General features: G+C 67.6%; 22 protein-coding genes and 1 pseudogene. 14 read left to right on the forward strand and 9 right to left on the reverse strand.

The genetic code is table 11. The features are described from left to right. Window positions 1-31 precede the first annotated feature (31 nt). On the reverse strand, window positions 32-1,084 hold the full coding sequence (locus tag HTZ84_RS14215; RefSeq protein WP_174681287.1) for a hypothetical protein: 1,053 nt from the start codon (window positions 1,082-1,084) through the stop codon (window positions 32-34). Window positions 1,085-1,209: 125 nt separating this feature from the next. Between HTZ84_RS14215 and HTZ84_RS14220 the strand changes: the two genes are divergently transcribed. The 3 genes from HTZ84_RS14220 (at window position 1,210) to HTZ84_RS14230 (ending at window position 3,715) form a co-directional block, all read left to right on the forward strand. Then, the gene (locus HTZ84_RS14220; RefSeq protein WP_174681288.1) at window positions 1,210-2,238 is read left to right on the forward strand and encodes a hypothetical protein; all 1,029 of its coding nucleotides are present in this window, start codon (window positions 1,210-1,212) and stop codon (window positions 2,236-2,238) included. Between the two features lie 78 nt (window positions 2,239-2,316). Next, window positions 2,317-3,354, forward strand: a complete 1,038-nt coding sequence (locus HTZ84_RS14225) for a hypothetical protein (protein ID WP_174681289.1) — start codon at window positions 2,317-2,319, stop codon at window positions 3,352-3,354. 76 nt (window positions 3,355-3,430) lie between these two features. Next, window positions 3,431-3,715, forward strand: coding sequence for a hypothetical protein (locus tag HTZ84_RS14230; RefSeq protein WP_174681290.1), 285 nt, complete (start codon window positions 3,431-3,433; stop codon window positions 3,713-3,715). Between the two features lie 42 nt (window positions 3,716-3,757). On the opposite strand, the gene HTZ84_RS14235 is transcribed toward HTZ84_RS14230, so the two are convergent. Further along, window positions 3,758-4,102 carry a cupin domain-containing protein gene (locus tag HTZ84_RS14235; RefSeq protein ID WP_174681291.1) on the reverse strand — a complete coding sequence of 115 codons (345 nt, stop codon included), beginning with the start codon at window positions 4,100-4,102 and terminating at the stop codon, window positions 3,758-3,760. Between the two features lie 194 nt (window positions 4,103-4,296). Here HTZ84_RS14235 and HTZ84_RS14240 point away from each other — a divergent pair. The 3 genes and pseudogenes from HTZ84_RS14240 (at window position 4,297) to HTZ84_RS14250 (ending at window position 7,739) form a co-directional block, all read left to right on the forward strand. Next, window positions 4,297-6,407: pseudogene (locus tag HTZ84_RS14240) on the forward strand (hypothetical protein). Window positions 6,408-6,492: 85 nt separating this feature from the next. After that, window positions 6,493-6,972 carry an ATP-binding protein gene (locus HTZ84_RS14245; RefSeq protein WP_174681292.1) on the forward strand — a complete coding sequence of 160 codons (480 nt, stop codon included), beginning with the start codon at window positions 6,493-6,495 and terminating at the stop codon, window positions 6,970-6,972. 98 nt (window positions 6,973-7,070) lie between these two features. Then, the gene (locus tag HTZ84_RS14250) at window positions 7,071-7,739 is read left to right on the forward strand and encodes a helix-turn-helix domain-containing protein (protein WP_174681293.1); all 669 of its coding nucleotides are present in this window, start codon (window positions 7,071-7,073) and stop codon (window positions 7,737-7,739) included. A 42-nt stretch (window positions 7,740-7,781) separates the two neighbouring features. Here the strand turns inward: HTZ84_RS14250 and HTZ84_RS14255 are convergent, their stop codons facing one another. The 5 genes from HTZ84_RS14255 to HTZ84_RS14275 all read right to left on the reverse strand — a co-directional run bounded on the left by HTZ84_RS14255 (window position 7,782) and on the right by HTZ84_RS14275 (window position 12,797). Further along, window positions 7,782-8,693, reverse strand: coding sequence for a hypothetical protein (locus tag HTZ84_RS14255; protein WP_174681294.1), 912 nt, complete (start codon window positions 8,691-8,693; stop codon window positions 7,782-7,784). Window positions 8,694-8,783: 90 nt separating this feature from the next. Next, the gene (locus tag HTZ84_RS14260) at window positions 8,784-9,821 is read right to left on the reverse strand and encodes a dipeptide epimerase (protein WP_174681295.1); all 1,038 of its coding nucleotides are present in this window, start codon (window positions 9,819-9,821) and stop codon (window positions 8,784-8,786) included. A gap of 6 nt (window positions 9,822-9,827) precedes the next feature. Beyond that, on the reverse strand, window positions 9,828-10,850 hold the full coding sequence (locus tag HTZ84_RS14265; protein WP_174681296.1) for a DUF1611 domain-containing protein: 1,023 nt from the start codon (window positions 10,848-10,850) through the stop codon (window positions 9,828-9,830). 572 nt (window positions 10,851-11,422) lie between these two features. Further along, complete coding sequence (locus HTZ84_RS14270; protein ID WP_174681297.1) at window positions 11,423-12,373, reverse strand: Vms1/Ankzf1 family peptidyl-tRNA hydrolase; 951 nt, start codon at window positions 12,371-12,373, stop codon at window positions 11,423-11,425. 34 nt (window positions 12,374-12,407) lie between these two features. Continuing rightward, entirely contained in the window at window positions 12,408-12,797 is a 390-nt protein-coding gene (locus HTZ84_RS14275) for a DUF5802 family protein (RefSeq protein WP_174681298.1), read from the reverse strand. 431 nt (window positions 12,798-13,228) lie between these two features. Here HTZ84_RS14275 and HTZ84_RS14280 point away from each other — a divergent pair, with 431 nt between their 5' ends. After that, window positions 13,229-14,074: a hypothetical protein gene (locus HTZ84_RS14280; protein ID WP_174681299.1), complete on the forward strand. Its 846-nt coding sequence runs from the start codon at window positions 13,229-13,231 to the stop codon at window positions 14,072-14,074. A gap of 102 nt (window positions 14,075-14,176) precedes the next feature. Then, window positions 14,177-14,833 (forward strand): metalloregulator ArsR/SmtB family transcription factor, encoded by a 657-nt coding sequence (locus HTZ84_RS14285; RefSeq protein WP_174681300.1) that lies wholly within the window; start codon window positions 14,177-14,179, stop codon window positions 14,831-14,833. A gap of 14 nt (window positions 14,834-14,847) precedes the next feature. Here the strand turns inward: HTZ84_RS14285 and HTZ84_RS14290 are convergent, their stop codons facing one another. Next, complete coding sequence (locus HTZ84_RS14290; protein ID WP_174681301.1) at window positions 14,848-15,486, reverse strand: YybS family protein; 639 nt, start codon at window positions 15,484-15,486, stop codon at window positions 14,848-14,850. 80 nt (window positions 15,487-15,566) lie between these two features. Here HTZ84_RS14290 and HTZ84_RS14295 point away from each other — a divergent pair, with 80 nt between their 5' ends. The 6 genes from HTZ84_RS14295 (at window position 15,567) to HTZ84_RS14320 (ending at window position 19,228) form a co-directional block, all read left to right on the forward strand. Continuing rightward, window positions 15,567-15,776, forward strand: a complete 210-nt coding sequence (locus HTZ84_RS14295; RefSeq protein WP_174681302.1) for a hypothetical protein — start codon at window positions 15,567-15,569, stop codon at window positions 15,774-15,776. Window positions 15,777-15,876: 100 nt separating this feature from the next. Then, window positions 15,877-16,074, forward strand: a complete 198-nt coding sequence (locus HTZ84_RS14300; RefSeq protein ID WP_174681303.1) for a hypothetical protein — start codon at window positions 15,877-15,879, stop codon at window positions 16,072-16,074. 93 nt (window positions 16,075-16,167) lie between these two features. Next, window positions 16,168-17,442: a Glu-tRNA(Gln) amidotransferase subunit GatD gene (gene gatD / locus HTZ84_RS14305; protein ID WP_174681304.1), complete on the forward strand. Its 1,275-nt coding sequence runs from the start codon at window positions 16,168-16,170 to the stop codon at window positions 17,440-17,442. 108 nt (window positions 17,443-17,550) lie between these two features. After that, window positions 17,551-17,733 (forward strand): hypothetical protein, encoded by a 183-nt coding sequence (locus tag HTZ84_RS14310; RefSeq protein WP_217468226.1) that lies wholly within the window; start codon window positions 17,551-17,553, stop codon window positions 17,731-17,733. Window positions 17,734-17,834: 101 nt separating this feature from the next. Then, entirely contained in the window at window positions 17,835-18,809 is a 975-nt protein-coding gene (locus tag HTZ84_RS14315) for a GNAT family N-acetyltransferase (RefSeq protein WP_174681305.1), read from the forward strand. Between the two features lie 74 nt (window positions 18,810-18,883). Continuing rightward, window positions 18,884-19,228, forward strand: a complete 345-nt coding sequence (locus HTZ84_RS14320; protein ID WP_174681306.1) for a hypothetical protein — start codon at window positions 18,884-18,886, stop codon at window positions 19,226-19,228. A 7-nt stretch (window positions 19,229-19,235) separates the two neighbouring features. Here HTZ84_RS14320 and HTZ84_RS14325 read toward each other — a convergent pair whose 3' ends face one another. Next, window positions 19,236-19,517 (reverse strand): ubiquitin-like small modifier protein 1, encoded by a 282-nt coding sequence (locus HTZ84_RS14325; RefSeq protein ID WP_174681307.1) that lies wholly within the window; start codon window positions 19,515-19,517, stop codon window positions 19,236-19,238. Window positions 19,518-19,530: the final 13 nt, after the last annotated feature.

Below are 19,530 nucleotides of genomic sequence, written 5' to 3' on the forward strand. Positions count from 1 at the left end.
CTGGCGTCCCGTCTCACGGCGGACGAAGACGTCACTCCCAGCCGACGTCCTCGCCTCTGTCGGTCTCCCGGAGGATGAACGGCCCGATCGCGAGCGTCCACTTCGCGACGGTAACGATCCGGAGAATGTACGACAGGAAGATCGCGAACGGCGTCACGCCGACGGCGAAGGCGAGGGCGACGAACAGCAGCCCCTGATCGATCCCCGCGATCACTCCGGCCACGTCGCCGACCTCGAAGACGAGGATCATGTACGCCGACACCGCCAGCGCCGGCAGGGAGAGGTACGCCAGCGACCGCGAGAGGGTGATGATCTCCCACCGGAAGTACAGCGTCTTGAAGTGCTCGCGGGCGGGGCCGAAAAAGCTGAGGACCTCGAGCAACTCGTCGAGTTGCTCGTCGATAGCGTCGGGAAGCGCCTCCTCGTGGTGGTTCCGTACCCGGTTTCCGGTGTAGATCTTCCAGGAGTAGTTGTACTCCAGCGCGGCCTTGACGACCTCGAACCGACCGAACTGTTTGCCCTCGAGGTTGTCGGCGACCCGCTCGGCGTCGGCGGCGATCCCCTCGGCGTACTCGCGGACGTCCTCGCGAGCCGCCTCGTCGAGGTCGGGGTCGGACTCGAGCGCGTCGAGGAGTTCGTCGGCCCGATCGCCGGTCGCCTCGACGAGCCCGCGGAGGAACGCGGAGGGTTCCGGCGGGCTGGTAGTTCGGTCGACGGCGTCTTCGGTGTCTCGGCGGAACTCCATCGCGCCGGCCATGCGCTCGCGCTGATCGGCGACGGGGCCGAGTTCCTCGGCGAGGACGAACTGGTTGAACGTCAACACGAGCGTGACGCCCATGATGATCCCGATGATAGTCGGGGTGAACGTCGACGCGATCGGCGCGGGGTTGAACAGCTTCGCGATGGAGCCCGGGCCGAACGTGCCGAGAACGACGAGGAGCGTGTAGGAAACGGCGAGCATCACGCCGGCGACGAGAGCGCGATTCCCCTCGACCAGAAACCACAGCATCGCTCGGCCGCCACGAACGCGGTCGACCATCGTGTTCGACGTCTCCTCGCTCGCACTGCCGTCGGACTCGCTCATGCGGCCCGTCGTACCATGGCCCCGCCTACAAGCCTTTGGCCGTCACCGGCGGCTCCGCAGCCGACGGGGTTGCTTTCGCCCGGATGACTATTTTACCCGCCGGCGTCGTCCCTTCGTCACAGTCAATGAGCGATTCGGACTCGAGCGGCGTGTTGGGGCAACGGGCCGGCGTCGGCGGCCCGCGACTGTGGGTGTTGCTCCGCCTGAACCGCTGGCTCTTCGTGGCGGCCGTGTCGGTGATCGTGTTCGGCGTGCTCGTCGGGACGAGTCTGTTCGGGCTCGCGCCCCACCGGATGATCGTCGAACAGCACAACGGGACGTTCTGGATCTTCTCGGGCTTTATCGGCGCGATCATCACGGGCACGTCGATCGTCGTCACGATCAACCAGCTGGTGCTCTCCCAGGAGCTCGGCGCGGTCGGCGAACAGCGGGATCGGATGCAGGACGCGATGGAGTTCCGCCAGGACATCGAGGACTCCCTCGAGAAGGAGGACGTGACGCCGCCCGAACCCGCGGCCTTCCTCTACGAACTCGTCGACGGCGTCGAAGAGGAAGCGAACGACCTCGAGGAAACGGTGACCGACGACCACGGGGACGAGCTCCAGGAGAAGATCGACGACTACGTCGACGACATAGTCGAAAACGCACAGGTCGTCAAGGACGACCTCGAGGACGCCCAGTTCGGGACCTTCGACGTGATCTGGAACGCGCTGAACTTCAACTATTCCCGGAAGATCTACGACGCGCGCAAGCTCCGCGCGGATCACGGCGACGAGCTATCGGACGAGGCCGACGACGAACTCGACGAGATGATCGAGATTCTGAAGTTCTTCGGACCGGCCAGAGAGCACTTCAAGACGCTGTACTTTCAGTGGGAACTGATCAATCTCTCGCGGGCGCTGCTGTACATCTCGGTACCCGCGCTCACGGCCATGGGGCTGCTGATGATGTACGTCGACGGCACCACGTTCCCCGGCACGTTCCTGGGGATCGACACCCTCGTCTGGGTGACCAGCGCGGGCTTCGTGGTCGGCGTCGCGCCCTTCGTCGTCTTCATCGTCTACATCCTGCGGATCGCCACCGTCGCGAAGCGGACGCTCGCGATGGGGCCGTTCATCCTCCGGGAGTCCCAGCGGGACGAGGACCTGGGCTGAGTCGATCGATCCCCCGATCGGTCACCGACGTCTGCCGTAGCTATTTCCCAGCGGGGCTGGTATCGTCCGGATCGAGCGATGAGCGGCGACGGCACCCAGCCCAGCGACACGATGGCCGAGCGAAGCGAGTCACTGACGTTGAAGCACGCGCTCCTGTTGAACGCGAACCGGTGGCTCGTCACCGCAGGGCTCATGCTGTTCGTCTTCGTCGGATTGGTGATCTTCGGCGGGGTCAGCCCCGTCTCGCTGCGGGCGCTGATGGGGATCAAGGACCCGACCGGAACGCTCTTTCAGGCGTTGACGACCGCGCTGATCACCGGCGTCACGCTCGTGGTGACGATCAACTCGCTGGTGCTCTCACAGGAGCTCGGCGCCGTCGAGGACCAGCGCGAACGGCTCGACGGCGCCCTCGAGTTCCGAACGGACGTCGAGAGTTCGATCGACGCGCCGATCAGTCCGCCGGAGCCGGCGTCGTTCGTCCAGGCGATCATCGCGGCCTCCGAGGAGCGAGCGGTCGACTTCCGCGAGGCCGTTTCGGAGAGCCAAGACGACGAACTCAGAGAGCGCGTCGACGACTTCGTCGACAACGTCACGACCCACGCCGACTCGATCCGTGACGACCTCGAGACGGCCCAGTTCGGCACCTACGAGGTGGTGAAAGCCGCGCTCGACTACAACTACTCCTGGAAGATCTTCCGGGCCCGCCGGATCAAGAACTCGCACGCCGATTCCTTCACCGACGAGGCCAACGAGGCCTACGACGACCTCCTCGAGTCGCTGAAGCTGTTCGGCCTCGCCCGCGAGCACTTCAAGACGCTGTACTTCCAGTGGGAGCTGATCAACCTCTCACGGGCGATGATGTACGTCGCCGTTCCCGCGCTGGTCGTCACGATGGGAATGTTGCTCTTTTTCGACGCCGACGCCGTGGTCGGGACCTACTTCGGGGTCGACGCGCTCGTCTGGATCGTCGCGGCGGCCGCGACCGTCGCCGTCACCCCGTTCCTGCTGTTGATCGCCTTCATCCTGCGGATCGCGACGATGGCGAAGCGGACGCTGGCGATCGGCCCGTTCATCCTGCGGGACTCGAGTCGCGGCGAGGAGATCGACTGGGAGTGAGACCGCGCTCCGACAGCCTCGACGAGGAGCGCTCGCCGCGCCGGGCTTCTTGTATCTCGCCGTCGAAGAACCGGCTATGGCGAGCGCTGCCACTGATACGGTTCGCGTCTGGCTCGTCGAGCGAACCTATTCCGACGACGAACAGAACCTGATTATCCTCACCTACGCGACGACCGACGGCGAGCGCTACTTCCGGAAGGAGCGCGCGCTCACCTCGTTTACGGACGTTCGCGACACGACCGCGGCCGTCGACGTCGAGTCGGACAATCTCGGCGCGGTCGACGATCCCGACTTGCGAGAACAGTACGCCGCCGAGGCCCGGCGGATGGCCGAGGTTCACGACCCCGACGACGTCATCTGACGACGGGTCGACGGCGGCCGCTCTCGAGACGGTGCGACCGGCTTACAGCGGCGCGCCGACCAGAACCAGCTTCACGCGCTCGTCGCTGCGGTTGAAGATCTGGCGGGTCTCCTCGGGGTCGAGGCGGATCGCGTCGTCCTCCTCGAGGGTGACCGTCTCGTCCCGGTCGGTCAGTTCGACCTCGGCGGTGCCGCTGACCACGTAGTAGATCTCCTCCTGACCGCGGTCGGCCTCGTCGTGTTCCATCCCCTTGCCGTCGGGCTCGAGCTCGAGGACGGAGATGCCGACGTGGTCGCTGTCGAGTTCGTCCTTGAGGAACCACATGCCGCCCAACTCCTCGTCGATGACTGACTCCGGATCGGTCTTGCTGGCAGTGTCGTAGCCCATACGTGATCGATCGTCCGTGATCGGTAAATCGATGGGGGAAGCGGAAACCGGACGCGTTCGCGGGAGTCACGGCGCGAGCGCGGTAGTCAGTACAGAAGGCTTATACACCGACTGCAGACATCAAGCGCTATGATGACCTCGAGAGCAGTCGCACGCAGATCCGCATCGTTCTCTCGAACGGGGCGGGGTGGATCGTGACCGACGAGTCCGCGGCCAGCGTCGATCGCCGGACCGTCCTCGGCGCGCTCGCCGGCGTCGGCGGACTGACCGTCGCCGGGTGTTCGGCGTTGACGCGAGAGAGCGACGGGCAGACCAGTCGGTTGGACGACGACGCGGCCAGGGGACTGGCGATTGAGTTCGCCCCGACGCTGTACTTCGACGTCCACGAGCCGTGGTTTCCGACGGATCCGCGGCCGTACGCCAGCGAGCGCGACGGGGAGACCGTCGTCGACGGGTTCGACGCTCTCGACGGCTACCACGAGCGGTACGGCGAGGACGAGCCGCCGGACCCGACGGTGTTCTACCGCGCGGTCGAGTACGAGGGGTCGCCGCTCGTCGCGGTCCAGTTCTGGTTCTACTCGGCGTTCGACCAGTTACGACGAACTTCCACTGGCACGACTGGGAAGTGCTGCACGTCTTCGTCGACACCGAGACCGGCGATCCGCAACTGTACGTCGCCAGTTCGCACTCCCGGAAGGCACCGAACAACGAGTTTTTGGACCCGGATCCGGAGATGATCCCGCGCGTCCTCTCGGAACTCGGTTCGCACTCGAGCGCGCTCTCGGTCAACGACGTTCCCGACAGCTTCCAGCGGGTCGCCATCGACGGTTTGCTGGCGGACATCACGAACGCGGCGATCGACGGCGTCGCGGACCTCGCGGACGTCGAACTGCCGATCGCGTACGGACTCCCCCGGGACGAGGGCTCGCGGCTCCCCTACCTCGTCCCGGAGTACGAGGGCGCCCCGATCTACGAACACGAGCGGTTGCCGTCGGTCACCCGCGAGTCGCTGATCGACGACGACCTGACGATCCGGACGTACGACGCGCTGACGGCGCCGCCGACCGGTCTACCGACCCGCGAGACGGGACTGGTCTTTCGACACCGAGAGCGGGAGGGCGACGCCGACATCGAGTACGACCTCGTCCCGAGCGCGGAGATCGAACACATCGCGGCGTTCACCGGGCCCCAGTTGAGTTTCGAGTTCGACGTCCCCGACGCGGTCGAGGACGCCGTCGCCGGCCACATCACGGCGACGGAGACGCCGTGGGCCCAGCCCCGCTACGAGAACCCGGCCGCGGACATCACCGATCCCAACCACCGGGCGGCGCTGGCCGACCGCTACGACGCCATCGGCGAACCGGCGCCGATCAACACCGTCGCGAGCCGCATCACGGAGGCGGTCACGGCCGACGACGCACCGGAGGACGAGGGGCTGACGACGACGGAGACGGCCGTCGAGGCGGTCGCGCTGCTGGAGAGCGATCCGGAGGCGGTCCCGACGTTCGGCGGCGTCGCTGTCCTGCAGGACGTCCCGGCCGGCGATCACCGACTGACGGTCAACGGCGCCGGTCGCGCGCCGCACAGCGAACGCGTCACCGTTTCGAACGACGGAACGACGGCGGCCGGCGTCGACGGTGAGATTCCGCTCGTCGCCCGCGATCGGGCGACGAAACTCGAGATCGGGGACGAGACGGGAGAGGCGGACCTCTCCGCAGTGGCCGTCGAGGACGACTTCGCCGGCCGGCTGTACGAGTCGGCGGTGGACGGAGGCGACGCGGTCTACGTTCACACCGGCGGCGCCTACACGACCGAGGTTCGCGACAGCGACGACGCTATCGGCGCCTACCGAATCAACCCGTCCCCCGACGCGGCGTCAGCGATCCGCATCGAACGCCCCGAGACCGGCACGGCCTCGCTCTCGTCGTTCGTGGCGGACATCGCCGCGGAAACGAGAGCGTCGGTCGCGGCGGGTCGCGACGGCGATTCGGACGCGGACGGCGATGACGCCACCGCTACCGGTGACGACGATAGCCGTAGTTCGGAGAACGCCGTCAACGGCCTCGAGCGCGCCCTCGAGGCCGTCGTCGACGCCGCGCGAAGAGCCGCCGACGAGGCCCGGGCCGGCGAGCGAGAGACTGCCGACAAGCGGCTCGAAACCGTCACCGAGCGCCTCCAGCGGGTCGAGACGCGGCTCTCAGAAGCGAGCGGCGAGCTGCCGGACCCGCTCTCGAAGGCGGCGCGAAACAGACTCGAGCAGGCCGAGCGACGGACCGAGCAGGCGCGGACCGCCGAGAAGCTCTGAGGTCGGGATCTGTCACCCGACTCCGCGAGAGCGGAGTCGACGACTGTTAGGGGATTCGATCCGTACCGTCACCCGTGATCGAGAGGTGATCCTCGTCATCTGCGGGCCGCCGGGAGCCGGCAAGACCACCATCGCCGGGCGCCTCCGCCGGCGCCTCGAGGCCCGCGACGACCCCGTCCCCGTCCGAATCCACCACTCCGACGACTTCTCGAGACGCACCTACGAGCAGCTGTTCGAGCGGGCCCGCGACGATCCCCGCGAGGCGATCACGATCGTCGACGGCACCTTCTACGAGCGCGAGTGGCAGACGCAGTTCCGGACGCTCGGCTTCCGCGAGGAGATCCGCTTCGTCACCGTTACCGCGAGCCTCGAGACCTGCCTCGAGCGCAATCGGACCCGTGCAGAGCCGATCGAGGAGCAGGGCGTCCACGTGGTCTACCGGGAGTTCGACGCGCCCGAGGACGCCCTCGAGATCGATACCGACGAGGCGAGCGTCGGTGACGCGGTCGATCGGATCGTCGGCGCGCTCGAGTCGTGGAACTGGCTGACCGACCGCGCCGAGTGAGTCCGAACCGAGCACTCGCCTTTCCGAGGAGCGATGCGACCGTTGAAATTTCGCACTCGTAACAGATATATGGAGACGAACCGTCAGTTCGACCGTCTATGTGCCCCCGACTCGCGTCGCTCCGCGAGAGCAAGCCCCTCCGATCGATCGTCGGTACTGTCGTCGTACTCGCTGTATTCGTCGGACTCAGCGGAATGGCGCTCAGAGAGATCGCCCCGGTGTTCGTCGTCTTCGCGTCCACGATGGTCCACGAGATCGCGGACGACATCTACGACCTCCCAGCCGGGACGAACTGGCTCATCTACGGAACCGGACTCGCCGCCGCAGGCGGCTGTCTGGCGTTCCTCTCGAGCGCGTCGCTCGGAGCGGTCATGGTGCTCGCCGGCCTCTGGTTCGTCCTCGACGGCGCGATGACCGTTCGATACGGGCCGGCTCGAACGCGCCACGAGTACGTGACCGATCTCGAGGACGACGCCGGCGAGACGATGCTCCGCATTCAGACGATGCACGTGGTGTCTCAGGCGCTCCGAGACGCTTCCGGTCCCCGAACGGTCGCGGCGCTCGCTACCGAGGTCGATCTCACCGAATCGCGCGTCGAGAGCACGCTCGAGTACTTGGCCCACAAGGGCCGCGTCGAACGGGTCGGGGACCGATATCGCGCGATTCCGCCCCGATGGGGACGACTGACTCCCGTCGTCCGGTTTCTGGGTTGGCTCCCGCGGCGAGTCGGGCGCCCGTTTCGGCGGCTGGCCGCGAGCGCGTCGTGAGATCAGCCCCGTCAGTGACGGCGTAGACGCGCCAACGCGATACTATAACCCTGGAACCAGCGCCGCGAGATCCTCGGGCCGCTGTTCCGGTTGCAGGTCGTCGGGCAGCACGTCCCAGCCGAGTTCGTCGGTCCCGGGTTCGGCGTCGGTCTCGAAGCCGGCTTCGGCGGCCGGCTCCTGCTCGCGGGACTCCGCCGGCGGCGCGTCGTGGGCGTAGACGCTTTCCGGGTGGTCGATCGCCCAGACGTGGAGCATGCAGGGCGTCCGACAGGGGAGGTCGATATCCCCGTCGTCGAAGTCGCGTTCGTAGGCCTGCTTGTAGTACCACCACGCGAACCGTCCGGGGAGGCCGGAGTGATAGTGCCAGGGGGAACAGGGCGTCTCCGGATCCGCGGTGGCGCCGATGGGTGCGTCGTCCGCCGGTTCGGCGTCGCTCGCTTCGCCGCCGTAGACCGCCGGCGGATCGATCTCCTCGCCGTTCCGCGTCGCGACGAACATCACGCCGATCGATCGCCAGGACTCGTCGTCGACCAGCACCGACTCGGGTCGCTCGGGGTCGAGCACCGCGTCGTCCCCGACGTACTCCGGGTTGATCCAGTGGGAGTAGCTGTCGTCCTCCCGCTCGAGCGCGTCGAAGTAGGGCTGGTATCCCGCGTCGACGAGCGCGCCGACGTCGGGGTAGTGCTCCTCGAGGGCCGCTTGCACCCCCGATCGGAGTTCGACCGTCGTCGGGTGGTCGTCCGCACAGCCCTCCATCCCGTCCTCGACGCAGTGGCCCATGTTCGGCTCGAGGGTCGCGTCGGGACAGCGGTCGTCGAACCACGGCGTCCCCGCGGCGTCGCTCCCGCTCGCTCCCGCCGACCCGACACCGATCGTCGAAAACGCGGCCGTCCCCGCCGACGCTCGCAAGAGCGTTCGCCGAGAGACGGTCACGTTATCGTCACCGTCGTACATACCAGCAGTTCTCCACCGACGACCGTTGTAAACCCCCGTTGCCGACCGGCGTGACAGTCGGCGCGCGTGATCGATCAACCGACCGGACGACTACTCGCGAACCGCGCCCGTCCCCGGCCGCTCGAGGCCCGCCAGATCGATCCGACCGCCGGGCATCGGGACGCCGTCGTAGGGGTCGTCGGCGAGCAGCAGCGAGCCGTCCAGATCGGCGTAGTCGAGCAGCGGCGCGAGGTGACAGGCTGCCGCGATCGAGGCGTTCGACTCGGTCATACAGCCCAGCATGACCTCGAGGCCGTGAGCGCGGGCGGCGTGGATCATCCGTTTCGCCTCGAGCAGGCCGCCGCACTTCATGAGCTTCAGGTTCGCGATGTCACAGCGGTCTGCAATCTGTGGAATGTCCTCAAGGGTCACGCAGGACTCGTCGGCGGCGATCGGCAGCGGCGAGCGCTCGTAGACGTATCGAAGCCCCGCGGGGTTCTCGGCGGGGACCGGCTGTTCGACGAACGCGAGGTCGTGCGCGGCCAGTCGCTCGATCTTCCGGACGGCTTCCTTCGGCTCCCAGGCCTCGTTGGCGTCGACGAACAGGCGGACGTCGGGCGCGACCGACCGAATCGTCTCGACGATCTCGAGGTCCCGATCCGTCCCGAGTTTGACCTTCAGCGTGCCGTAGCCGCGCTCGAGGGCGGTCTCGGTCTTCTCGCGCATGGTCTCCGTGTCGTCGAGCCCGATGGTGTAGGAGGTCTCGAGCGAGGCCGCCGGATCGAGCCCCCAGTAGCGGTAGAGCGGCACGTCGAACCGCTTTGCGGCGAGGTCGTGGAGCGCGATGCTAACCGCACAGCGGGCGGCCGGATTCCGACGAACGGTCTCGCGCATTTCGCGTTCGATACGCTCGATCTGGTGGGGATCGCCCGTTTCCTCGACGGTCGCGAGCAGGTCCGGCAGGACGGCCGTCACCGTCTCGACGGTCTCGCCGTAGTGGCTCGACGGCGCGGCGCCGCCGACGCCGACGGCGTCGTCGTCCTCGACGCGAACCGTGACGACGTCGGTCTCGGTCGTCGTCCCGCGGGCGATCCCGAACGGGTACTCGAGGGGGAGCGAGCGGCGTTCGAAACTAGTCTCGAGAGCCATCGGCGATCACTCGACGATGGCCTCGAGGACGTCGTCGGCCCCGAAGCGAATCACGTCGGTCGCGGGCGCGTCGATCTCGGTCGCGTACTCGTCGACGGCCTCGCGCGCGTCGGCGTCGGTCTCGAGGTCGCTGGTGTTCAGCGCGCCCGCGACGATTTCGCCGCCCGAAACGGGGGCCGCCAGCGACTCGTAGAGGTCCACGTACGTCTGCCGGTCGGGGAGCGCGAACGATTCGTAGCCGTGGATCGCCTCCTGGCCGGCGTTGTGACAGAGGACGAGTTTGTCGGGCATCGACCCGTGGAGGATCCCGCAGGTGACCGCCGAGTACGCCGGGTGGACGATGCAGCCCTGGCCCTCGACGAAGAGGTAGTCGTGGTCGTCGCCCTTCTCTACGATCATCTCCTCGACCGCGCCCGCGGTGAAATCGCTGACGACGCGGTCGATCGGGTTCCCCCAGCCCTCGATCATGATCCCCGTCTGGCCGGTCGGGATCACGGCGGCGTCGTGGCCGGCTTCTTCGGCCGCCCGCGCGAGTTCCATCGTCGTCGTCATCTTGCCGGTCGAACAGTCGGTGCCGACGGTGAGGACGACCTCGGCGTCGACCTCGCCGGCGACGCCTTCGGCGACGGTCAGGTCTTCGGGCGGCTTGCGGACGTCCCGCAGTTCGCAGTCGTTCTCGGCCGCGAGACTGGCGAACTCCTCGTCCTCGGCGAGGAAGTAGTGCAGTCCCGAGACGACGTCGCAGCCGTACTCGAGGGCCGTCCGGACGTCGTCGCGCCAGCTCTCGTCGAAGCCGCCGCCGATGGGGGAGATGCCGATCAGCAGGGCGTCGACGGCGTCGGCCTCGAGGTCGGCCATCCCGTCGACGATCGGTGCGTCCTGGACGTCCGGAACGAAATCGTTCACGCGGCGGCCGGCCGACTCGCGGTCGAGGACGGCCGCGGCCTCGTAGTCGGCGTACCGGAGGACGCCGAGGGCGGTCTTGGCTCGGTCGGGAAACTTCTCGTGAGCGAGAATTGCAACGCGCATACCGGACCATTGCCGAGGGAGTACTTAAGCGGTCGATTTCGATCGCTCGAGCGAATCGGTCCAAGGACGTGCGGTGGCGCGCGCCGTCCCGCGCCGAACGGAGAGCGTGGCGCAGGTCGAAGCTACGCGAGCGAATCGGCCGGGGAGGGAGTGACAATTCCTCGTTGCCGGCATGAGGAGACGAATCGATTCGTCGGCTCGGCTCCAAACCGGACCGATACGGAGACACCGCTATTCGAGAGCGAACTCCCACGTGGCCGAAAAAGGACTACGTCGAACACGCTCGAGTTTCGCCCTCGAGCGCAACGTCCGGATCGCGATCGGGGGTCGCGTCTGTCAGTTCTCCTCGAGTGCACACGCGGGCGAACAGAACCCGCGCTGGGCCGCGTTCGCGTCCGGATACGCCTTGAATTCGTCACCACAGCTGCTGCAGCTGACGGTTTCGAAGTCGGACATAGCTCGTTCGAAGAGTCGTCCGCATCGACCAAAAATGTCCGCGGTTCGGCTCGAGCGACGGCAGTTCGAACGTCGACGCGAAACCAGCTCAAAGGCAAACCGACGACGGCGACGCCTCAGAAGGCCCGAAACTCGGCCGTCCAGAACGACCGGTGGGCGTCCTCGAGGGCCGATTTCGGATCGCCGGTCGCGTCGACGGCGGCGGTCCCGGCCGGCTCGAGGCCCGCGTCCTCGGCGAGCGTCTCGACGACGCCGCGCTGGCCGGCGAGGAACAATCGGTTCCCGTCGTCGACGCGCTCGGACAGCGTCTCCCGGCAGCGCTCGAGGTGGTCGTCGATCTGGTCGTCGCGGATGCGCTCGAAGCGGGCCTGCGAGAAGCCGCCCTTCGAGTGGTTCCCCTTGACGTCGCTCTCGAAGCCGCGGTAGTCGACGCGGTCGCCGTCCTCGTAGGTGCCGAGGGCGAACAGGTCGGTCCGAACGAGCGCGAGCGCGTACCGGCCGGTCGGCAGGAACCACTCGCGCTCGAGGCGAAAGCGGTCGTCCCAGGCGATCCGCGAGTCGTCCTCGAGGGCGCGGTCGGGCATCGCCGGCGGTTCGAGCGCGGCGGCGATCAGCCCGGTGTCGTCGAGACAGAGCACGCACGGGGCGGCCTCGTCGACGAGCGCGGCGCGGTCGCCGAGCGGCGTCTCGAGGTCGACGTCGAACGCCTCGGCGAGCGTCTCGCTGCCCTCGTCCTCGCGGAGGATCGCCGTCAGCGCGCCCTCCGGACCGGTGCGAAACGACGTCAGGCGGTCGACGACCGCCTCGAGTCGCCTCCCCCGCAGTCGGTCGCGACGGCGAACGGAGAGGCCGGCCTCGTCGCCCGCTAGTTGCTCGAGTTCGCCCTCGAGCTGGGCGATGCGGTCCTCGAGGCGGTTGACCCGCTCCTCGGCGTCCTGTCGGGCGGTGGCCGCCTCCGATCGGCGCTCGGATTCGGCCTCGTACCGGTTTCGCAGCCGCTCGTTTTTCTCCTCGAGTTCGTCGATGCGCTCCTTGAGCGAGGCGCGGCCGAGTAACGCGTCGAACATCTGGTCCGAACGGAAGGGGGCAGCGCGGCTACTTCTAGGTTCCGGCAGTGGGGTAGTCGTCGCCTGAACCGGCGTCGGAGCCGGGCAAGCCGGTAGTCCACGCGAGCAACTGCTCGGCGCGCTCGCGGCGGGCGAGCAGGACCTCGCGCAGGGAGGGCGGGTTGCGCACGTCGGTGTCCTCGAGCATCGGTTCGGGCACGGCGAGCGTGTTCGTCGGCACGGCGTCGTCGCCGTGGACCGGGAAGTGACTGGACTCGAGTTTCATCACGAGCGGGGCGTCGAGGCGCTCGAGACCGTCGCCGGTCGCGTACACCTCCTCGTTGATCCGCTCGTGTTGCTCGCTGTGCATGAGTGCGCGGTCCCCGTCGGTCGGGGTCACGTAGAGTCGTCCGAGATAGTAGCTCCGCGAAAACACCTCGAACATGGTACTAATACACAAGGGCCGGCGGAATATAACTATTTTCGGATAGATTTAAGTCGTCGGACTTTCAGTGAAGAATACAAACTCAGCCCCGTCCGCAGGTGAACAGACGGTACGCGGTAAGAGATGTTTTCCATTGAATGCACAACTATCAACTGTTGTGAGCGTCGGGAACCGTTTCGGTTACGGAACGCAAAACGATCCTCGCGCGGCGAGATAACACGGCGCTCGTCTGACTCCCCGCCGACGGGCGGCGATTCGGGTCCGCCGCCCGGAATCAACAGTTCACGCAGTTCAAACGGTAGTTGAACTGTGTTAAGAGCGTTTCTGTCGGGCGTAAACGTTCGAGCCGTTGCTCCGCCGGTCACGGACGGGATTGAACGGTTCGAACGAAGGTCTGTCTTTTTAGGACATTCGTTCGAACGGAGGCAGTGATGACCTCCCGGTCGGTTGCGCTCTTCGCACTGGTCGCCCTCCTCGGGCTCACGATCGCCCCGATCGCAAGCGGCGCCGTCGTCCCCTCCTTCGCCGCCGACGAGACCGGGGCCGAGTCGAACAGCACCGCCTCGGTTTCGACGCACATGCAATCCAATGCGGCCGACACCGAGAACACGGTCGACGCCGAACTGTTCACCAAGCAGTACGAGGCGGCCGACAACGAGAGCCGCGAAGCGCTCGTCCTCGATCGGACGGACGACCTCGGCGAACGCCTCGAGACGCTCGAGGCCGAACGCGAGGAACTGCGCGAGCGCCAGGACGAACTCGATCGCGGAGCGTACCAGGCGCGGATGGCGAAGTTCAGCGTCGAAATCCGCTCCCTCGAGCGCGAGATCGAGCGGACCCGACAGCGGGCAAACGAGACCGGCGCCGACGCCGCTCGTCTCGACGAACTCCGTACCGACGCCGAGAATCTCAACGGTCCCGAAGTAGCGGAAACCGTCCGCCAACTCGGCGGCCCCGACACCGTCCCGGGGCGGGGAACACCCGAGGATCGCCCCGGGAACGGGCGATCCGATGACCGACCCGGCAACGGCCCGCCAGCCGAGCGCGACGCCGAGACGCCTGATAACGGGCAGGGCCACGGTAACGGGCAGGCGCCGGACGAAACCGAGCGCGGCCCGGCCGACGACGCGGCCGACGGCTCGGATTCCGATCCCGGATCGCCGGGCGAGAGCGGCACGCCGGCCGACCGGTCCGGAGACGCCGGCTCGGATACGGACGCCGATCCGCCGAACGACGAAGCGGGAAGCGACGCTGACGCGGGGATGGAGTCGGCGTAGCGACCGGGAACACGGGACACAGTTCCGCGCGGGGACGGATCCGATCGGTATCGTCGCACCGAGCAGACACGCTTTTCAGCGGCGACCCCCAATCATCGCTCGATGGACTCCGCCGCATTACTGGATTTGCTGGGGAACGAAAATCGGAGACGTATTCTCCGGTTGCTCGCCCGCAAACCCTGTTACGTCACGGAAATCTCGGATTACCTCGGCGTGAGTCCGAAGGCGGTCATCGAACACTTGCGCAAACTCGAGGAGGCGGGACTGATCGAGAGCCGAGTCGACGACCAGCGCCGGAAGTACTTTCATATCGCGCGCAACGTCCGCCTCGAGGTGAACGTCTCGCCGTACGGCTTCGCGAGCAAGAGCGCCTATCCCGCCAGCAGTAGCTTCGACTTGACGACCTGTCGCCACCTCTCGTTGGACGTCGCCTGGGAGGACGCCGACGAACTCGACGACCTCCTGCGGGCCCTCGAGGACTTAGAACAGCTCGAGAACGAGCTCTCGCTCGCCCAGCGGTGGGTGCAGGGGCGACTCTGCGACGTCCTCGATCGGATCTCCGAGACCGTCGGCACCGGTCCCGAGAGCCGAATCTACGCCGATCTACTGGCGAGCATCCGAACGGAACCGAAATCCGTCGGGGAACTCAGCGAGGACGTCGACGCGCCCCGCGAGGTCGTCGCCGACCTCCTCGAGTCGATGGCCGACGAAGGGGTCGTCCGCCGCACCGAACGCGGCTGGGAGCTGACGACGGGTTAGACCGCCGGACGCAATTATTCGATATCCTGGGTGAGCCCGTTTCGCAGATCGCGTCCGAAGTAGTAGCCGAGCAGACAGCCGACCAGCCCGATCGTGACGCCGACGGCGAGGACGGCCTGCGTGGAGCCGGCGATCGCGAGGACGGCGTTGCTGAGGACGGCCGACACGCCGCCGACGGCGGTCCCGGCGGCGCCCATCTCGAGGTAGCGCCGTTTCGAGGTGAGCAGGCCGACGGCGAAGGCGACGCCGAGCATGCCGAGCATTCGGCCGGCGAACGGGAGCATCATTCCGCCGCCGACCAGCCCGGCGCCGACGAGGAGCACCAGCTCGAGGAACGCCCGCGGCGAGAAGTAGTCGCCGGGCGAGCGCCCCGGCGTGAGTCGGTCGCGCAACCGTCCGAGCCGCGAGCGCGACGACTCCGCGGGCGCGGCCGTCGACGGCGCGGGCTCGTCGGACGACTGCAGCGTGCCGGATCCGAGCGGGTCGTCGATCGCCCCGACGTCCCCGCCCGCTCCCGGCCGGTCTTCCGGCGTCGACGCCGCTCCGGTCCCGGAATCGGCCTCGACGTCCGACCCCGAGAGCAGGCTCTCGGTCTCCTCTAAGAGGTCGTCGGTGTCCCGGCTCTCGGTGACCTCGTCCGAGCGGTCGCTCATGCGATCTCCTTGGGCAGTCGACAGCATGGGTCTTTCCCATCGGCCACAGGATATACGACCGCGGGCCGCCCACCGGGGGTATGAGCTGGCTCGCGCCCGCGACGGTCGGCCTCATCGCGGCCGGCGGCGGCGTCTTCTGTTACGTTCTCGTCGCGAACTTGGAACCCCAGCCGGAGTACCCGGAGCTGATGAGCGATCTGGCCCGGCTGCTCGGGCTGGGGATCGCGCTCTGTGGACTCGCGATCGGCGCCGTCTTCCTGCGGGCCGCTGCGGGCGCGTACGTCGCCTGAAACGAGCGATCGGCTCCGCTGGTCGGGCCGGCAACGGCCGTTCTCGACCCTCGAGTCGCGGGGCCCTCCCTTTTCACGCTGGCCGCGGTACCACCGATGGATGAGCACCGAGCTGGTCGCGTTCGGCGTCAGTGCGCTCGCCCTGGGGATCGGGGTGCTGATAGCCGGCCGACGGCTCTATCCGCGACTCGACGTTCCCGAGGACGCCGAATCGACGCTACAGTTGCTGACCGCGATGATCGCGGGCGTGCTCCTGTTGACCGGACTGGGACTGGTTCTGGTCGGACTGTTTACCTGAGGCCGAACCCGAAACCAGACCTCGACGACGAGACCACGACGGATCGAGCCCGGAAAGCGTGCCTTCAAGTCCGCCGCCGCGCAACGCCCACGCATGAATCCAGGCGATCGCGTTCGCGTCGACCGTGCGGATCGCACGTACGAAGGCGTGTTGCTCCCCTCGAGTACGGACGACCACCTCGTAGTGAAACTCGAGGGCGGCTACAACGTCGGCGTCGACCGAGCGGAAGCCGAGATCGAGACGCTCGAGGAGGACGTCTACGAGATCGACGGCACCGACGCGACGGGGCCGGAAGATGACGACGCCAGCGACGAGGGCGCCGACTCCGAGATCGAGTTCGACGACGACCTGCCGACGATCTCGCTGCTCTCGACGGGCGGAACGATCGCCTCGACGGTCGACTACCGCACGGGCGCGGTGACGGCGCAGTTCGACGCCGAGGACGTCCTGCGCGCGGTCCCCGACCTCGCCGGTCGCGCGAACTACCGTGGCCGCGTCGTCGCCAACATCCTTTCCGAGAACATGGAGCCGCCGCTGTGGCAGGACCTCGCCCGCGCCGTGTACGAAGAGATCGAGGCCGGCGCCGACGGCGTCGTCGTCATGCACGGCACCGACACGATGCAGTACTCCGCGTCGGCGCTCTCGTTCATGCTCGAGACGCCCGTGCCGATCGTCTTCACCGGCTCCCAGCGCTCGGCGGACCGGCCGTCCTCCGATAACGTGATGAACGCCGTCTCGGCCGTCGAGGCCGCCAAGAGCGACTGCGCCGAGGTGCTGGTCTGCATGCACGCCTCCGAATCGGACGACGTCTGCGCGCTCCACCGCGGCACGCGCGTCCGCAAGAACCACACCTCGCGACGGGACGCCTTCGAGACCGTCGGCGCGGAGCCGCTGGGGACCGTCGACTACGACACCGAGGAGATCGAGTTCCGCCGCGACTACCAGCAGCGCGGCGAGGCCGACCTCGAGCTCCGCGAGGACCTCGCGGACGACGTCGAACTGCTCAAGTTCACCCCCGGGATGGACCCCGAATTCCTCGACGTCGTCGAGGGCAGCGAGGGGCTGATCATCGAGGGGACCGGGCTCGGCCACGTCCACACCGATCTGATCCCCCGCATCGAGGAACTGATCGAAAACGGGACGACGACCGTCATGACGAGTCAATGTCTCGAGGGGCGGGTCTGCGACCGCGTCTACGACACGGGTCGAGACCTGCTCGAGGCCGGCGTCGTCGAGGCCGGCGACACGCTACCGGGAACGGCGAAGGTGAAACTGATGTGGGCCCTCGAGCACAGCGATGACGTCGAGGAGGCGATGGGTACGTCGCTGGCCGGCGAGATTCAGGAGCGGTCGGTTCCCTGGGAGTGAGGCCACGACGCGCTCGACTGTTCGATAGCGCGCCGAGTAGTTCGACCGAGGGCTTATCAGATAGCTGTCCGGTTGGGTTGCATTGCCAACCAACGGACCGATGGCCCCATGCTCGATAGCTTCCAGCAGTGGCAACTCGGCCTCGCCCTGCTTTTCGTCCTCTCGCTGGCGGGGACGGTCGGCGCGATGACGTTACAGCTGCTCGCGGTTCCGTACGGCGGGGGTATCGGGACGGTCGGCGGCGCGCTGCTCGGGTTCCTCGCGCTTTCGTACTGGTGCTACGGACGGTAGCCCGACGCGGACTCGAGTCCGAGTCGGATACCACCGCAAGGCGAGGCGTCTGCGAAACGCTTTCCCCCGCCACCGCGTGAGATAGCCCTGTTCGATCGACGATGGTACTCGACTCAGTCTCCGATTTCGGCCTCGAGATCCGACGGGCGACCCACGACGACTACGCGGCCGTGGCCGACTTCACGGGCGATATCTGGCCGGACCGCGGCGGCGACTACATCCCGCGGGTCTACCACGAGTGGCTCGAGGACGAGCCCGGACAGGGGAAGAAGACGTTCCTCGCGGAGGTCGACGGCGAACCGGCGGGCATCGTGCAGGGCGTCATGCTCACCGACGACGAGGCCTGGTTCCAGAGCCTGCGCGTCGCGGCTGACTATCGGCGACGAGGCGTCAGCCGGCGACTCAACGAGGCGACCTTCGAGTGGGCCCGCGAGCGGGGTGCGACGGTCGGCCGGGTGATGATCTTCTCGTGGAACGCCGCCTCCTTCGGCGCCGCGCGGACCAGCGGCTTCGAGCCGCTCACCGAGTTCCGCTTCGCGCATCCGGACCCCGATCCCGACGCCGCCGCGGACCTCGAGGCCGCGGTCGACGACGCCTACCGCGTCTCGAGCGATCCCACCGCGGCGTGGCGCTACTGGACTCACAGCGACGCGCGCGAGCACCTCGACGGCCTCGCGATGGCCCCCGAGGAGTCGTGGGCCGTCCGGGAACTGACGCGCGCGGACCTCGAAGCCGACGAGACGGCCGTCTTCGCCGTCGAGGGTCCCGACGGGCTGGCCGGAATGGCGTATCGGTCGCGGACGTACGAGCGCGAAGTCGACGGCGACTCGAGCGACGACGAGACCGGAACGGAATCCGAGACGTGGGCCGAATACGGCGTCGGCGCGTGGGAGAGCGTCGACGCCGCCCGCGCGCTGTTCGCGGCGATCGCCCGCGACGCCGCCGATCTCGGGGCCGACGAAACGCGCGTGCTGATCCCCGAGACGCCCCGTCACGTCACCGACGTGCCCTACGCCGGTGCCGACATCTCCGAGGAGCCGGACTTCGTGCTCGGGATCGACCTGACGGGCGAGTGACGGCGCGTTTTCCGGATCAGAACATCCTCCTGACCGTTCATATTCGTCTCCGAGAATAGTCAGGTGAAGAACTCATGTACACTCCCTCGTACGAATCCGGTGAGGTCGTCGACGACGGCGACCTCGCGTTCACCGACGACGGTCTCGAGACGCCCGAGCGATACGTCGGCTTCGAGGACGTCCTCGTCGTCGTCGCTCCGGACGTCCGCCGCCACGTGAGGTCCGTAGACGCGGTCACCGAAGACACGTCGCTGCTCGAGTGCTATCCGGTCGCCGCGGAGTGGTTCCAGGAACCCTACTGCGACGACGATACCGTGCTGATTCACCCGGAAGACGCGGCCGTCGCCCACCGGTATCGCGTCGTCGACGAGCGCCGGGACCCCGTCGAGGGGGATCGCAAAACACCGAGCACCGCGTGACGGTCCGTTAGCCGCCGCTGACCGGCGGGAACAGCGCCAGCTCGTCCCCCTCTTCGAGCACCGTCTCCAGGCCCTCCTCCTCGACTAAGACGTTCGTCCCGTTGCGGAGCACGTTGATCTGCGAGCGCAGGTCGCCGTCCTCGAGGACCCGCGCCTCGAGGTCGGGCCGGTCGGCGACGAGTTGCTCGAGGGCGTCCCCGACGGTGTCGCCGGCGTCGGCGTCGACGGTGACGTGTTTGTCGCCCGCGCGTTCGGCGAGGTCGGCGAAGAGCTTCCACTCGGTGGCCATACGTGGCGGTATC

This window comes from Haloterrigena gelatinilytica (assembly GCF_013342145.1).
Classification (GTDB): Archaea; Halobacteriota; Halobacteria; order Halobacteriales; family Natrialbaceae; genus Haloterrigena; species Haloterrigena gelatinilytica.

Bases quoted from the DNA above. Each gene is read 5' to 3' on its own strand.
- HTZ84_RS14215 (WP_174681287.1), bottom strand. From the start codon at position 1,084: ATGAGCGAGTCCGACGGCAGTGCGAGCGAGGAGACGTCGAACACGATG.
- HTZ84_RS14220 (WP_174681288.1), top strand. From the start codon at position 1,210: ATGAGCGATTCGGACTCGAGCGGCGTGTTGGGGCAACGGGCCGGCGTC.
- HTZ84_RS14225 (WP_174681289.1), top strand. From the start codon at position 2,317: ATGAGCGGCGACGGCACCCAGCCCAGCGACACGATGGCCGAGCGAAGC.
- HTZ84_RS14230 (WP_174681290.1), top strand. From the start codon at position 3,431: ATGGCGAGCGCTGCCACTGATACGGTTCGCGTCTGGCTCGTCGAGCGA.
- HTZ84_RS14235 (WP_174681291.1), bottom strand. From the start codon at position 4,102: ATGGGCTACGACACTGCCAGCAAGACCGATCCGGAGTCAGTCATCGAC.
- HTZ84_RS14250 (WP_174681293.1), top strand. From the start codon at position 7,071: ATGTGCCCCCGACTCGCGTCGCTCCGCGAGAGCAAGCCCCTCCGATCG.
- HTZ84_RS14255 (WP_174681294.1), bottom strand. From the start codon at position 8,693: ATGTACGACGGTGACGATAACGTGACCGTCTCTCGGCGAACGCTCTTG.
- HTZ84_RS14260 (WP_174681295.1), bottom strand. From the start codon at position 9,821: ATGGCTCTCGAGACTAGTTTCGAACGCCGCTCGCTCCCCCTCGAGTAC.
- HTZ84_RS14265 (WP_174681296.1), bottom strand. From the start codon at position 10,850: ATGCGCGTTGCAATTCTCGCTCACGAGAAGTTTCCCGACCGAGCCAAG.
- HTZ84_RS14270 (WP_174681297.1), bottom strand. From the start codon at position 12,373: ATGTTCGACGCGTTACTCGGCCGCGCCTCGCTCAAGGAGCGCATCGAC.
- HTZ84_RS14275 (WP_174681298.1), bottom strand. From the start codon at position 12,797: ATGTTCGAGGTGTTTTCGCGGAGCTACTATCTCGGACGACTCTACGTG.
- HTZ84_RS14280 (WP_174681299.1), top strand. From the start codon at position 13,229: ATGACCTCCCGGTCGGTTGCGCTCTTCGCACTGGTCGCCCTCCTCGGG.
- HTZ84_RS14285 (WP_174681300.1), top strand. From the start codon at position 14,177: ATGGACTCCGCCGCATTACTGGATTTGCTGGGGAACGAAAATCGGAGA.
- HTZ84_RS14290 (WP_174681301.1), bottom strand. From the start codon at position 15,486: ATGAGCGACCGCTCGGACGAGGTCACCGAGAGCCGGGACACCGACGAC.
- HTZ84_RS14295 (WP_174681302.1), top strand. From the start codon at position 15,567: ATGAGCTGGCTCGCGCCCGCGACGGTCGGCCTCATCGCGGCCGGCGGC.
- HTZ84_RS14300 (WP_174681303.1), top strand. From the start codon at position 15,877: ATGAGCACCGAGCTGGTCGCGTTCGGCGTCAGTGCGCTCGCCCTGGGG.
- gatD (WP_174681304.1), top strand. From the start codon at position 16,168: ATGAATCCAGGCGATCGCGTTCGCGTCGACCGTGCGGATCGCACGTAC.
- HTZ84_RS14310 (WP_217468226.1), top strand. From the start codon at position 17,551: ATGCTCGATAGCTTCCAGCAGTGGCAACTCGGCCTCGCCCTGCTTTTC.
- HTZ84_RS14315 (WP_174681305.1), top strand. From the start codon at position 17,835: ATGGTACTCGACTCAGTCTCCGATTTCGGCCTCGAGATCCGACGGGCG.
- HTZ84_RS14320 (WP_174681306.1), top strand. From the start codon at position 18,884: ATGTACACTCCCTCGTACGAATCCGGTGAGGTCGTCGACGACGGCGAC.
- HTZ84_RS14325 (WP_174681307.1), bottom strand. From the start codon at position 19,517: ATGGCCACCGAGTGGAAGCTCTTCGCCGACCTCGCCGAACGCGCGGGC.